13 protein-coding genes and 1 tRNA gene are annotated in these 14,661 nt (G+C 34.3%); 11 read left to right on the forward strand and 3 right to left on the reverse strand.

Annotated elements, in window-relative coordinates; genetic code table 11:
- Positions 1 to 164 precede the first annotated feature (164 nt).
- From QUF99_RS09615 to QUF99_RS09625, 3 genes are all read left to right on the forward strand, one after another.
- Complete coding sequence (locus QUF99_RS09615) at positions 165 to 779, forward strand: hypothetical protein (protein ID WP_289369737.1); 615 nt, start codon at positions 165 to 167, stop codon at positions 777 to 779.
- A 73-nt stretch (positions 780 to 852) separates the two neighbouring features.
- Positions 853 to 3,078: an ATP-binding protein gene (locus QUF99_RS09620; protein ID WP_289369739.1), complete on the forward strand. Its 2,226-nt coding sequence runs from the start codon at positions 853 to 855 to the stop codon at positions 3,076 to 3,078.
- A gap of 477 nt (positions 3,079 to 3,555) precedes the next feature.
- Complete coding sequence (locus tag QUF99_RS09625; protein WP_289369740.1) at positions 3,556 to 4,668, forward strand: tyrosine-type recombinase/integrase; 1,113 nt, start codon at positions 3,556 to 3,558, stop codon at positions 4,666 to 4,668.
- A gap of 98 nt (positions 4,669 to 4,766) precedes the next feature.
- Here the strand turns inward: QUF99_RS09625 and QUF99_RS09630 are convergent.
- Positions 4,767 to 4,839 (reverse strand) — tRNA-Val (locus tag QUF99_RS09630).
- A gap of 194 nt (positions 4,840 to 5,033) precedes the next feature.
- Between QUF99_RS09630 and QUF99_RS09635 the strand changes: the two genes are divergently transcribed.
- The 7 genes from QUF99_RS09635 (at position 5,034) to calY (ending at position 11,186) form a co-directional block, all read left to right on the forward strand.
- On the forward strand, positions 5,034 to 5,261 hold the full coding sequence (locus QUF99_RS09635; protein WP_289369741.1) for a hypothetical protein: 228 nt from the start codon (positions 5,034 to 5,036) through the stop codon (positions 5,259 to 5,261).
- A gap of 157 nt (positions 5,262 to 5,418) precedes the next feature.
- A complete protein-coding gene (locus tag QUF99_RS09640; protein WP_289369742.1) occupies positions 5,419 to 6,702 on the forward strand; it encodes a D-alanyl-D-alanine carboxypeptidase family protein in 1,284 nt (427 codons plus the stop codon).
- Between the two features lie 134 nt (positions 6,703 to 6,836).
- Positions 6,837 to 7,412, forward strand: a complete 576-nt coding sequence (gene sipW / locus QUF99_RS09645) for a signal peptidase I SipW (protein WP_289369743.1) — start codon at positions 6,837 to 6,839, stop codon at positions 7,410 to 7,412.
- 407 nt (positions 7,413 to 7,819) lie between these two features.
- Entirely contained in the window at positions 7,820 to 8,611 is a 792-nt protein-coding gene (locus QUF99_RS09650) for a DUF4047 domain-containing protein (RefSeq protein ID WP_289369744.1), read from the forward strand.
- 70 nt (positions 8,612 to 8,681) lie between these two features.
- Positions 8,682 to 9,272 (forward strand): CalY family protein, encoded by a 591-nt coding sequence (locus QUF99_RS09655; protein ID WP_289369745.1) that lies wholly within the window; start codon positions 8,682 to 8,684, stop codon positions 9,270 to 9,272.
- A 72-nt stretch (positions 9,273 to 9,344) separates the two neighbouring features.
- Positions 9,345 to 10,004 (forward strand): LPXTG cell wall anchor domain-containing protein, encoded by a 660-nt coding sequence (locus QUF99_RS09660; protein ID WP_289369747.1) that lies wholly within the window; start codon positions 9,345 to 9,347, stop codon positions 10,002 to 10,004.
- A gap of 588 nt (positions 10,005 to 10,592) precedes the next feature.
- Positions 10,593 to 11,186, forward strand: coding sequence for a biofilm matrix protein CalY (gene calY / locus QUF99_RS09665; protein ID WP_289369749.1), 594 nt, complete (start codon positions 10,593 to 10,595; stop codon positions 11,184 to 11,186).
- A 94-nt stretch (positions 11,187 to 11,280) separates the two neighbouring features.
- Here the strand turns inward: calY and QUF99_RS09670 are convergent, their stop codons facing one another.
- Together QUF99_RS09670 and QUF99_RS09675 are read right to left on the reverse strand one after the other, a co-directional pair.
- Positions 11,281 to 11,604 carry a helix-turn-helix domain-containing protein gene (locus QUF99_RS09670; protein WP_289369751.1) on the reverse strand — a complete coding sequence of 108 codons (324 nt, stop codon included), beginning with the start codon at positions 11,602 to 11,604 and terminating at the stop codon, positions 11,281 to 11,283.
- 81 nt (positions 11,605 to 11,685) lie between these two features.
- Positions 11,686 to 11,817, reverse strand: a complete 132-nt coding sequence (locus QUF99_RS09675; protein ID WP_289369753.1) for an anti-repressor SinI family protein — start codon at positions 11,815 to 11,817, stop codon at positions 11,686 to 11,688.
- 351 nt (positions 11,818 to 12,168) lie between these two features.
- Between QUF99_RS09675 and QUF99_RS09680 the strand changes: the two genes are divergently transcribed.
- On the forward strand, positions 12,169 to 14,559 hold the full coding sequence (locus QUF99_RS09680; protein WP_289369755.1) for an immune inhibitor A domain-containing protein: 2,391 nt from the start codon (positions 12,169 to 12,171) through the stop codon (positions 14,557 to 14,559).
- Positions 14,560 to 14,661: the final 102 nt, after the last annotated feature.

The following is a 14,661-nucleotide window of genomic DNA, read 5'->3' on the forward strand; positions in this document are numbered from 1 at the left end:
ACTGAGCAGGTCCATAAGCAGGGAGCTGTTTTGTACTTATAATATCATTAATTATTAAGGGATAACTCACTTTCCGTCGAAATATGGTCAGCTTTTTTTAATGGGAAATTATGTTGATTTGTATATCGAAAAAGGCTAGAGTTGATTTAAAGGGGATGGATTTGATGGAGTTTATTAATACAGATGAAACAGTAGAAATAAATGATTTGGAGCAAATGAGTCTTAAACAATATCAAAACTATATTAAAGGTCAATTACAAGTATTGTATCCACAAAATGAAGTTGAAACAGAATGGAATGCAATGAAAGGGGAAAGAGAACGTAATATATACTCACCTAGAATTGATGTAGCAGTAGGTCCTTTTGCCTTTAATCAAAGATACGAATCAAAATATGATGATATGGTTAGGGATTTTAAATCAAAAGAATTTATTGAGCAGTTGATAAGATTTAATCATGATAATCTCACTCGCCATGGTGACTTTGTAGAACCACATATATATGAAGATATAATATATCAAAATCGAAATGCAAGATGTTTTATGGCAATAGAAATTGAAAATAAGGTTAGTAGAAAACACTTAATGGGTGGAGCTATCAATTCATCAGCCTTAGCAAGGATAGGTATCGTAATTCCTTGGACTAATGATAAGCTGAATGCTTTTGTTAGATTAGTTCGATACTTACATTATTTAAAACTTGCAGAAAAGAATACTTTTAATACAACTAATTTATTAATCGTTACAAAAGAGCAATTTTTTGATGCTTTGAAATATTAACTCAACGTTAATATTTTAATTAAATCTAAGAACAGGAAACTTTTGTATCTTTAAAATGAAAAGGGAGGATAATATGGATAAGATTAAAGTAGAGATTATGAATTGTTATGGTATCAATAGTTTAGAAGCTGAATTTGATTTCACGGGTGCTAAGTCTACACAAATTATCTATGCTCCAAATGGGGTAATGAAAACATCACTTGCCAATGTTTTTGATGACTACAGTAAAGGTTTTGAGTCGAAAGATTTGATATTTCCTACGAAAGAATCTCTAAGTGTTATTAAAGATAGTGTTGGAGAGGCTATTAGTCCTGAATCAATATTTGTAATTAGACCCTATGAGAAATCTTTCAAATCAAATAGAATGTCAACATTATTAGTAAAGGATGATTTAAGAAGACAATATGATGAAATTCATGAAAAAATTAATATCGAAAAAGCTAAACTTTTGCAAGTTCTAAAATCGGCAACAGGATTGAGAAATAAGATTGAAGAAGCTATTTGTACTTCTTTTGGTGCTGATTTAAATAGTTTTTTACAAGTTTTGAATCGACTTGAAGATTGGGTTAAAGATGACAGCGAATTACCATATAGTCATATTATTTATGACAAAATATTTAATGAAAAAGTAATTGCCTTTTTAGAGACAGGCGATTTTAAAAAACAAATAAAAGAATACATAGAAAAATATGAGGAATTAATCAATAAATCCTCGTTTTTTAAAAAATCGTTTAATCATTATAATGCTACAACAGTCCATAAAAATTTAAAGGATAACGGTTTCTTCCAAGGTGGACACTCTATCAACCTTAATGTAAATGGGGAGAAGCAGGAGGTAGTTGACCAGAATAAATTCTTAGAGTTGATAAAGGGTGCAAAAGAAGAGATTTTAAAAGATGATACTTTACAGGTGATTTTTAATAATATTGATAAAAAAATTTCTAATGCTCAACTAAGGGAGTTTAGAGAATATTTATTTGAAAATCAGGAAGTTTTGACGGAATTAGCTGATTTGAGTGTTTTTAAACAAAAGTTATGGGTGTCTTATTTAAAGAACAATAAGGATGTATATGATAATCTTTTAAGTGAATATAAAAAAGGGCAGGATGAAATTAAGGAGATTCTTGACAAAGCAAAGAATGATGCAACGGATTGGGAAAACGTAATGGAAATCTTTAATAGAAGGTTCTATGTTCCATATAGATTAGGTATAAAAAATAAAGAGGATGCAGTCTTAAAAGATGTAGCACCAAGCATTGATTACTACTATAAAGAAAGACCAGAAAATATAGATGAAGATTTATTATTAAAGGTATTAAGTCAAGGAGAAAGACGAACTCTATACTTATTAAATATTATCTTTGAGATAGAATCTAGGAAAAAGCAAGGAATTAAAACACTTTTTATTGTAGATGATATTGCTGATTCATTTGATTATAAGAATAAGTATGCAATTATTGAATATCTAAAGGAAGTCTCCGAACATGATGATTTCTGCTCAATTATTTTAACTCATAATTTTGATTTCTTTAGAACTGTACAGGAAAGAATTAGTGGAAGCAGTAAGTATGCGGGTTCGTTTATGGCAGTTAAAGAAAAAGATTATATAAGGTTAGAGAATCTTAAGTATAAATATATAAGTAATCCGTTAAAGGATTGGAAACAGGATTTGTCAGACGATGCTAAGTTAGTAGCTTCAGTTACATTTGCTAGGAATATCGCAGATTATATTGGGGATAATGAAAATTTTAATAAATTAACATCGATTCTACATATGAAGAAAGAAACAACAGTTTTGACAATTAAGGATTTACATGGGATTTATAAGAGTATTTTTAGAGATTTAAGTGACCTTGAATTAGCTAACGCTGATAAGAACCTGTATAGTATCATTTTTGAAGTAGCAGACCAAATTGTTGGTTCAGATTCGGAGTCAGTGGCTAATCTGGAAAATAAGGTTGTTTTATCAATTGCAATTAGATTAAACGCTGAACTATACATGATAAAAAAGATTAATGATGATGAGTATGTTAGAGGGATAACAAGCAATCAAACTGGGAAATTAGTTGGTAAATTTAAGCGGTGCTTCCCAGAAGAGTTAAGAAGTATAAAGGTTCTTGAGAAAGTAAATATTATGACTCCAGAAAATATTCATTTAAACTCTTTTATGTTTGAGCCTATATTAGATATTTCAGACCACCATTTAAAACAACTATACAAGGATGTCCAGAGTTTACTGACTGAAATGGAAATTACTGAGGCACTAGAGCAGGTTGCATCTGCACAATCTGACGATTAAGAAATATCATTATAAGCAACACCTATCCATTAAAGTATTGCTATTTATTGCTTACTTACTGAAATGGGTAGGTGTTTTTTATATGCCTTTTTAATAATTATATTGATTTTGGTAAGTTTTTGAGTGGATTTTATAACTTAAATATTGAATAATTTATAGGCTTTTTCCTTTTTGTAATCTAAATAAAAAAATTGTCCTACCATAGGTATTAGATTGATTTTGTAAGCTCTTCTTTGTTCTTTTAAAAGATTCATATCGGAGGAGAGGTTTCTTTTAATAAGCCATTTAAATAGCTTATCCAGCAAATAAAATATATCGTTAATTTCCCGTGGTTTGTTAGGGGGGAATATGTAAAAAATGTTCAGTTTTCTTTATATTGATATGATATGAAAACTCTAGTCTATAATACTAAGATTATCCGCTATAATTAAATTACCATATACAGCACAGTTAAGGACTCCAAGGAGGCTCTTAACGATGAAAGGAAGCGTCAAAAAAGATAAGAAAACAGGAAAATATTTTTATATTGTAGACATTGGTATTGAACCACTAACAGGTAAAAGAAAGCAAAAAAAGAAGAGGGGATTCATTACCAAAAAAGAAGCGGAAACTGCTTTAACAAAGCTGCTCTCAGAAGTTCATACTGGAACACATGTAGAACCTAGCAAACTTCTCTATGGTGAATATCTGGAAAGTTGGTTCAATACCAAGAAGCACAGTGTTGGTATCCAAACAGCGAAGGTACTGAAAGGGTACTTAAACAGTCGTATCATCCCTTCTCTAGGCAATATCAAACTAGCTAAGTTAACATCATTACATATGCAAAACTACGTCAATTCACTGCGAGAAATGGGGCTAAAGAGAGGGACAATCGAGAAAATAATCAAAATCATTCGGAACTCCCTTGAACATGCAATAGATTTAGAGCTGATTACTAAAAATGTTGCAGCCAAAACAAAGTTGCCTAAAGCTGATAAGGAAGAGTTAACTGTGTGGAATGAACATGAAGTACAGTTGTTCTTAAAAGCTGCACAGGATAGCAGGTATTCTATTGTCTTTCATTTAGCTCTTGTAACTGGAATGCGACAGGGTGAATTGCTAGGGTTGCGGTGGAAAGATGTTGATTTAGAAAAGGGACATTTAACTATTAGCCAAACGTTAAGTCATGATGGAAAGACGTTCTTGCTTGGAGGAAAGACGAAATCGAGTTTAAGAAAAATACTACTACCTGCATCAACAGTAGCAAAGCTAAAGAAACACAGAGCAGTCGTATTGAAACAGAAGCTGACTCAAGGTGAGGAATACCAAGACAATGACTTGGTGATGTGTACTCCTTCTGGAACACCAATTAATCCTGCTAATGTTAGAAGAAGTTTAAACGCTTTGATTCAGAAAACAGCTGTGCCAAAGATTCGATTTCATGATTTACGTCATACGCATGCAACTCTGTTATTGGCTAAAGGTGTGAACGTGAAGGTGATTTCTGAACGGTTAGGACATAGTAACATCAAAATTACATTAGACACTTATTCTCATGTATTGCCAACAATGCAAGAAGATGCGGTTAATAAAATAGAAGAGATTTTGTAGGCAATGTGACCAATTCTGTGACCACTGGCTCTTTTAGAGAGTTGCTTAAACAAATAAAAACCGCATCAAACGTTAATTTGATACGATTTCTATCAGTATGACCCCGGAGAGGTTCGAACTCACGACCTCCACCCTGTCAAGGTGGCGCTCTCCCTGCTGAGCTACGGGATCATGATATGTATAGGAAGTAACGTATGACTAATTGTAAATTAGTATAATCATAAAATCAAGTAGTAAATAATATTATTTTCAATTTTTAGATTTTACTTTCAGGTAATATATACTTTTTACAATTCTATGGAAATAAGGTATAAAAGAATTAGGAAATAGTTTTATAAAATATGTATAAATAAAAGGAGCACTTAATGGTAAGAAAAACTTTTACAATGCGTGTACCTAGAAATAGAACGATTGCGATTAATGGAGCAATTCTTGATGTGGATGTGTCTCATGATGAGTTTATAGACGAGCTTATCGCTTGGACAGAGTCTAAAGGCTGGTCGTTTATGGGCATGACAGATGAGGTAACTGAAGAGGAAGCAGGGAATAATTTAATAGATTTATTGAGTGATGAGAAGAATAAGAAGGAGTGAATCCTTCTTATTCTTATGCATCCTATTATGTCCTTTCTTGAAAAATTATGATATAGTGAAAAACGGCGATTGATTTTCCAATTAAATCCCATTGTGATATTTTAACAGTTAAGGTAAATAAATACAGTGTAAAACAAAGTAGAAAAGGGAGAGTCACATGGTAAATTGTAAGAAGATTATGGTTTTTGTTATGGTGAGTTGTTTGTTCTTTTTAGTGCCTATGACATTGTATGCTGAAACTGGTGCTGCACCAGCACCACCACCACCACCACATGTACCTGGGTCAGATCCAAATGTATTTGGTCAGTTTGCAGTTTCAATTGATGCGAAGACGGGGGATGTGTTATATGACAAAAATGCATATCAACATGCATTTCCGGCAAGTATTACGAAGGTGTTGACTGCTATTTTATTAATGGAGCATGTAAAACCAGAGGAGAAACTTACATTTTCACAGGCGGCACTAGATCAGGAGAAGAGTAATTATCAACTTGAGTTTCAAGTGGGGGAAACAGTAGATCGTAATACAGCACTGATGATTTTAATGGTGTTAAGTGCCAACGATGTTGCTTATACAATTGGTGAGCATATCGGGGGAAGCATAGAAAATTTTGCGAATATGATGAATGAGAAAGCAAAGCATTTGGGGGCAAAAGATAGTCATTTTGTAACGCCAAATGGCTTGCATGATCCGAATCATTATACGACTCCATATGATATGGCCATGATTGCGAGAGGTGTTCAGCAATATCCTGAGATTTTACAGGCGATGAATACGAAACGGACAACTGTTACAACATCAAGACAGACGGTATCCATTTTTAATAAAGGGAATTATTTTGAAAACCCAAATAGTATTGGTGGGAAAACAGGTTTTACAAATGAAGCACGTAATACACTTGTGTTGTTCAATGAGAAAGATGGCAACCGTATTGTGAATGTTGTGATGGCGTCACAAAAACCAGAAATTTATGAAGATATGCGTCAAATTGCGGATTATTCATTTTTACAATTCGCGAAGCAAACGGTGCTAGATAAAACGAATTGGCGACAGAAAACAACATATTTAAATAAAAATATAGATGGTGAACTAGAACGAAGTGCGGAGCTTATGTTAAAGAAAGAAGAAGGAAAGAATGTTCAAACGGTATTTCGATCTGCTCCAGTTGATGAGGGACAGCTGTATGAAAGAGGCATTCATCGTGGTGATGTCATTGGAACAGTGGATGTGAAGAAAAATAATCAAACGATTGAAAGTGTTAATGTTCTTTCAAAAGAAGATGTTACATTTGAAATGCCGAAAAAGAATATAGAGCCATCTGAACCAAAGTATTCGTATGAAATGCTTGCAAGTATTGGGGTAGGGGTTATTGCTTTGCTGGCACTTGGTATATATTTAATAAAACGGGGTAAAAAGAATACGATTTCAGAAGAAAAATAGGCAAGTAATAATTGCCTATTTTTTATTGCGTTTTCTAAATGTTCATTATAGTATGGAAATAAGTTCTCTTTAAAGAACATTGTGAAACGTCCTTGTTTTGAGATTATATAAACAATGAAGAGAGGAAGAGACAAATGAAACTAGTTTGGAAGATTATGAGTAATGTTATCTCGTTTGTTTTATTTGCGGTAATGGTGTGCTTAGCGTTTGTTGTGATTTCATCAAAAGCAAGTGGCGGAGATCCAACAGTGATGGGATATCAATTTAAAACGGTATTATCTGGATCCATGGAACCGACATTTTTAACAGGATCGGTTATTGCGGTTGAACCGACGAAAGATGGATCTAAATATAAAAAAGGGGATGTTATTACATTTAAAGAAAGTGATAAGAAACTTGTAACGCACCGTATTATTGGCGTGAAAAATGTAAATGGAAAAGTGATGTATGAAACAAAAGGTGATAATAACAATGGCCCAGATTTAGAACCAGTTCTTGCTGAAAATGTAGTTGGAAAATATGGAGATATTACGGTTCCGTATGTTGGATATTTATTGGGCTATGCAAATTCTAAAGCAGGGGCAGCTTTACTGTTAATCATTCCGGGGATATTTTTGCTTGGATATTCTGCAATTACTATTTTTACTGCCATTCGCAGTATCGATGAAGAAAAGAAAAATAAATCTTCAAATGTAGGAGAATCTGTGTAATTTAGTTATATTATCCATTTTAGAGATTGATAAGTATATATAGGTATAATTGCGGGATTGGGGCATGACTTTAAAGAAAAAAACGGGACACTATTGAATTAAAATGGACGTTTGATGTGAAACAAACGGTTAGTGTAGAGAAATAATTATATAAATAGGCTATCAAAGTGATAGCCTATTTTATTTCATGCATGACTTACGACATATCATAGGATAAACCATACAAAAGAAAAATTTTTTTGAGGAAGCATTCTTTTTCGTTATATGCAGACGAAAACGGCGAAATGATTTGTCACAATTATGTCATTTTTTGTCTTATGGAATATATTTCTTTTTTTGGAAAGATTCTTTATAATGGGAATTGGGTTCATTATAAAGAACAATCACGCGTAATGGGAGAGATTAAAATGTCGAAATCTTCAAACAAAATAAAAACAATACTCATTTTACCGTGTATGTGTTCAATAACTTTTTACTTGGGCTCTCAAGTAGTTACGTATACAGAAGCTTCTTTTGTAGATGAGACAAAAATACAATCCGCCATTTCTACAGCAATTGTATTTCCAAAAACGATCGATACATTAACGAAAGAGGCAGGGGAGCATGAACGCTCTATTTTGAATGCATATGAAGAGATGCTGCGTGTGGGAGAACCTGATTCTGTTGCAGCACTAGAGCAACAGGAAAAAGTGTGGAAGCAGCAGCGTGAGAAGATGAAGCCTGCGTATGAAGCATTGCAAAAGATATATGCAGAAATAGAAGGCTACTATAACCAAACGGTAGAAAGTACAAAAAATAATAACAATGAATCAAGTCAACAAGTGCTTCAATATGTACAAGCTGGTTTTACAGCGGTCAAGAGTATTCGTGACAATGTGGACAAGCAAGTGAACCTACAGCAAATTGACGAAAAAATTGTTTCCTTACAAAAGCAAATTGAAGAAGAAAAGGCTAAGGTCCTACTACAAAAAGCTGAAGAAGAAAAAGCAAAGAAAGCAAGTGAAGAGCAGCAGGAAGTAGAAAAGAAAACACAAGCTGAACAAGTAGCATCTTCTTCGCAAACAAAAGAAGAGATCCAGCAACAGACAAAATCTAGTTCCGAATCAATTAAACAATCCCAGCATATAGAACAAAACACGCCAGCAGTTCAACAAACAGAAGAGAAAAAAGAAGAAATCGCTGCAAAGGAAGTTCAGTAATATTTATGGGTTATACCTTCTACAAACGTGGAGGTTAACATAAAAAAATGAATTTCAGGGGGAATATGGAATGGGAATTAAGAAAAAATTAGGAATGGGAATTGCATCTGCGGTATTAGGAGCATCTTTAATCGGTGGAGGAACATTTGCATATTTTAGTGACAAAGAAGTAACGAACAATACGTTTGCTGCAGGTACGTTAGATCTTTCTGTAGATCCAACGACAATTATTGATGTTGATAATATCAAACCGGGAGATACGATGACACGTGATTTTCAGCTTATCAATAACGGTTCGTTAGATATCAAAACTGTGAAATTATTAACGGATTATAAAGTAATAGATGCAAAGGGTGATAACAAAGAAGATTTCGGTAAGCACATTCGTGTAAACTTCTTCTGGAACTGGGATAAATTAAGTGAGCCTATTTTCTCAACAACATTGGCTGACTTGAAAGCAATGTCTCCGGATGCAGTTGAAGAGAGCATTTTTGCTGGCTGGTTTGCAGAAAATGGCGGTTTACAACATGGTGATTCTGATTACTTATGGGTACAATACGAATTTGTTGATAATGGACAAGATCAAAATCAATTCCAAGGTGATAAACTTGAATTGAAATGGACATTTGAAGCAGAGCAAACAGAAGGTGAAGAAAAATAATAGAATTTCTATAAAAAAGGTGGGATCTCCCACCTTTTTCTATAGTAATTCTCATTTATATGAGGGATATAGATGAAAAAAAATGAGTGGTTATATGTGTTAGTTGTGTATAGTGTTATAGCATTGCTCATTGGTATTACAACGAACATTGAGCAAGTGCGTGCGGAGGAGAGACAAGAAATAGATATAAGTCTTACACCAAAAGAAGTACTATTTCATGTGTCAGACATGAAGCCAGGAGACTGGGCAAATCGAAGTATCCGTGTTAACAATGAAGGAATAAGCAAACTAATATATATAATGAAAAGTGAGGCTGTTGACGGATCTAATGAATTATATGAAGCTCTTAAAATTGCTGTAAAAGATAAAGAAAAAATCTTATATGAAGGGAGTTTAAGGGATTTTGAAAAAATGAAAGGGCGTACACTGGCAGTAGGCCAAAGTGATGAGCTTACTTATACGGTGCGTGTTCCGGAAGAACTTGGCAATGAGTATCAAGGCTTACAAACGAAAGTGAAGTTTATTTTTTATGCTGAAGGGGCTAATGGAAGTAGTGGAGAAATAGGAGACGGAAATGGAACGGGCAACAATCAATCTGGATCTTCTACTGTGAATCCGGGTAATGATTGGCAATTACCACGTACAGGTATGCAGCAGACTAATATGATTTTACTAGGGATCGGACTGATATTAGTTGGATTTTATTTGTATAGGAAACGTATGAAGAGTTAAGTTGCGAAAAGACTAAATTACTTCTCCGAGAAAGAGGAAGGAGAAGTAATTTAGTCTTTTTTTATTTGGAACGAACGAACAATAATGCCTAGAGAAATAACAAAAATTCATCCCGCTATTCGCGGGCAGTAAGATCCCCACTTCAAGATTCAGAGAGAAATAAAGAAGATAGGTGGGGGATAACTGCCCGTAAAAAAACGATTGGTGAAGGCTAATTATTAGTGAGGGATGAAGAAAACCCCACTGATCAAAGTTTCACTTTATTGAGGATATTTTTTTATTTTAGGCTATATTCAAATAAATCAACTACATAAATTAATAGAAAAATAGAGTAAACTTATGAAAAATAAAGAAAATGGTTTTAAAAGGTCTTTAAATTCCTTTAAAATATAAAATTAGGCTGATTTTGTTGTTTCGTTTATAGATGATTGTTCTTTATAATGAACATAAGGTAGCTTTTTAAAGAACGAAAGTAATCAGGGATATTGCACTTATATTGATCATAGCAAAGAGAGAGAAATTCTATTAGTTAGACCTCTTATTTCTTACATAAGAGATAACAATAAAAACAGCTAGGGGGAATATGAAGTGAGCTTAAAGAAAAAGTTAGGAATGGGAGTCGCATCAGCGGCATTGGGGTTATCTTTAATCGGTGGAGGAACGTTCGCATACTTTAGCGATAAAGAAGTATCAAATAATACATTTGCAGCAGGTACGTTAGATCTTGCGGTTAATCCAAAAACAATTATTGATATTGATAATTTAAAACCTGGTGATTCTGTAAAGAAAGAATTCTTATTACAAAACAAAGGTTCTTTAGCAATTAAAGATGTAAAATTAGCAACTAAATATTCAGTAACTGATGCTAAAGGTGATAACGCTGGTAAAGACTTTGGTGAGCATATTAAAGTGAAATTCATTTGGAACTGGGATACACAAAGTGAGCCTGTATATGAAACAACGTTAGCAGAATTACAAAAATTAGATCCGGACCTTGTAGCAAAAGACATCTTTTCTCCAGAATGGGGTGAAGAAGGCGGCTTAGCAGCTGGAACAGAAGATTATCTATGGGTACAATTTGAGTTCGTAGACAATAAGGAAGATCAAAACATCTTCCAAGGTGATAAGTTGAATTTAGAATGGACATTCAATGCAAACCAAACTGAGGGCGAAGAGAAGTAATAAATAAGGAAGCAAAACCAAAAGCGGGGATTCCCCGCTTTTTCTAGTAAATGAAAAAAGAGTGCTCCCCAGTATGCACTCTTTTTGTAATCTATTATTTCTGGTTCTTCTTCCATTTTGTAAACTCTAGAAATTCGCGGAACTGTTCTTTTGATACACCAGAATTCATCGCTTCTTTGACAAGAGTTGTCCATTCGGAATCTAATTGATTTTCAGGTGTTGTTTCGTCATGAAGGAGTATATCAACCGGAATCTGCAGAACATTAGCAATCTTTTCAAGAAATTGAATGGAAGGATTTTTTTGTAAATTACGTTCGATGGAACTAATGTAAGATTTAGCGACACCTGCTTTTTCAGCAAGTTCTGTTAAAGAAATCCCTCTTTGTAGACGAAGGCGTTTTATACGTTCTCCAATCATTTTCGCGCACCTTTCTTCTGTATGTAGTCAGCTTATGATGTCATTATTATAACACAATTTTCGTTAAAAAGAACAACGCTGTTAGTTTCCAGAAGGGTGTTTCACATGGTGGAAAAAGTGTTCGATTTCTTGAATGGCAATTCCTGCATCTAGAGCTTCAAGCATTAAATCAATCCATTCTTGATCTAGTTTTTCGGCATTCTCTTTGTACAAAGTATATTCCTCCCTAATCGTCCATCGTAATGAATGATACGAAATAATCAATCTTGTAAACTTATTATAATGTTTTAAAAGATTAATATGGTAAAAATTGTGTTAATTTATTGTATATTTGTAGGTTAAATTCTCAATTTTGTCGTTCTATACAGAAATTGTAATAGTTTTATCAAACTTTATCAATATTTTCTGAAAAAATGATAAATTAAGATATGTTTTTATATAAGATATGGAATTTTTACAAAAATATTAAAAAAGTTACAAAATAAAACAAATTGTTGAAATTTTATTGAATTTTTATTATTATCTAAATATTAATACAATTTGTTATTAGGGGAGGAAATAGGGATGAGAAAGAAACCTTTTAAGGTACTGTCCACGCTTGCTGCGGCAGCCGTGCTTAGTTGTACATTTGGGGTTGGAAGTCAGTCAGCTTATGCAGAAACACCAGGTAAAACTGTAACTTCAAGCCCAGTTGATGATCATTTAATTCCAGAAGAGCGTTTAGCAGAAGCTCTTAAGAAACGTGGGGTTATTGACAAGTCTGCTTCAAAAGAAGACACGCTAAAAGCTGTTGAAAAGTATGTAGAGAAAAAGAAAGGTGATAAGCCTGGAAAAGACCCAGCAGCGGGGGATAGCGTGACGCAAGAAGCTTCAGACTTTATGAAAAAAGTAAAAGATGCAAACATGAAAGCGAAAGAAAAAGTAGATCAACCAGCTAATGGTAGTGCTGGTCAACCAAGTAGTCCTAAAGGGAATTTAAATGGGAAAGTACCAACTGATCCAGCAAAACAAGCTCCGTATAATGGAGAAGTTCGTAAAGATAAAGTGCTTGTGTTACTTGTAGAGTATGATGATTTTAAACATAATAACATTGATCAAGAGCCAGGTTATATGTATTCAGATGACTTTAATAAAGAGCATTATGAAAAAATGCTATTTGGTGATGAGCCGTTCACGTTATACGATGGTTCAAAAATTGAAACATTTAAACAATACTACCAAGAACAATCAGGTGGTAGTTATACGGTAGATGGAACAGTAACACAATGGCTAAAAGTTCCAGGTAAAGCGGCTGACTACGGTGCTGATGCTGGAGAAGGTCATGATAACAAAGGACCAAAAGGGCCACGTGATCTTGTAAAAGATGCATTGAAAGCGGCAGTAGATAGCGGTCTTGATTTATCTGAATTTGACCAATTTGATCAATATGATGTAAATCAGGACGGTAATAAAAATGAGCCAGATGGACTTGTGGATCATTTAATGGTAATTCATGCAGGCGTTGGACAAGAAGCTGGTGGTGGTAAATTAGGAGATGACGCAATTTGGTCACACCGCTGGACAGTTGGACCAAACCCATATCCAGTAGAAGGTACAACAGCAAAAGTTCCATATTGGGGCGGTAAGATGGCAGCATTGGATTACACGATTGAACCAGAAGATGGGGCAGTTGGTGTATTCGCACATGAATTTGGTCATGATTTAGGTCTTCCAGATGAGTATGATACGAAGTATTCTGGAGGCGGAGAACCAGTTCAAGCTTGGTCTATTATGAGTGGTGGTAGCTGGGCTGGTAAAATCGCTGGAACAACGCCAACAAGCTTCTCTCCGCAAAACAAAGAGTTCTTTCAAAAGAACATGGGCGGAAACTGGGCGAACATTGTAGAAGTAGATTACGAGAAATTAAATAAAGGTATCGGTTTAGCAACATACTTAGATCAAAGTGTAACGAAATCTAATCGACCAGGTCTAATTCGTGTTAATTTACCAGATAAAGAGGTAAAAGGAATTGAACCTGCATTCGGTAAGAAATATTACTATAGTACAAGAGGTGATGACCTTCATACAACAATGGAGACACCACTGTTCGATTTAACGAATGCAACAAATGCGAAATTTGATTTCAAATCATTATACGAAATTGAAACAGAGTATGATTTCTTAGAAGTACATGCAGTAACAGAAGATGGAACAAAAACATTAATTGACAAGCTTGGCGATGAAAATGTAAAAGGTGGCGCAGATACAACTCTTGGAAAATGGGTAGACAAATCGTATGATTTAAGTCAATTCAAAGGGAAAAAAGTGAAACTTGTGTTTGAATATATTACAGATGGTGGTTTAGCGCTTAATGGCTTTGCACTTGATAATGCATCTTTAACAGTAGATGGACAAGTTGTCTTCTCTGATGATGCAGAAGGCGATGCAAAATTGAAATTAAATGGATTCGTTGTATCAAACGGATTTGATAAGAAAGATCATCATTACTATTTAGAGTGGAGAAACTATTCTGGTTCTGACGAAGCGTTAAAACATGCACGTGGGCCTGTATATAACACTGGTTTAGTTGTATGGTATGCTGATGAAACCTACCTTGATAACTGGGTTGGTGTCCATCCAGGAGATGGTTTCTTAGGAGTCGTAGATTCACATCCTGAAGCAATCGCTGGAGTTTTAAATGGAAAACCAATGTATAAAGATAGCACACGTTTCCAAATTGCGGATGCTGCATTCTCATTCAACCAAACACCAGCTTGGAAAGTTGTACATCCAACACGTGGCACATTCGTATATGATGGATTACCAGGTGTAGCGAAGTTTGACGATTCTAAAGCTTATATCAACCAACAAATTCCAGATGCAGGACGTAACGTACCGAAGCTTGGCTTGAAATTTGAAGTAGTTGGCCAAGCAGACGATAACTCTGCAGGAGCAGTTCGCTTATACCGTAAATAATGAAGAAGCTGTTGAGAGGTTTTCCTTTCAACAGCTTTTTTTATCCCGCATTAACGGGCTGTAAAACTCCCACCTCAAAACTTGAGGATTACAAAGAAGTTT

Source organism: Bacillus sp. DX4.1 (assembly GCF_030348195.1).
Taxonomy (GTDB): Bacteria; Bacillota; Bacilli; order Bacillales; family Bacillaceae_G; genus Bacillus_A.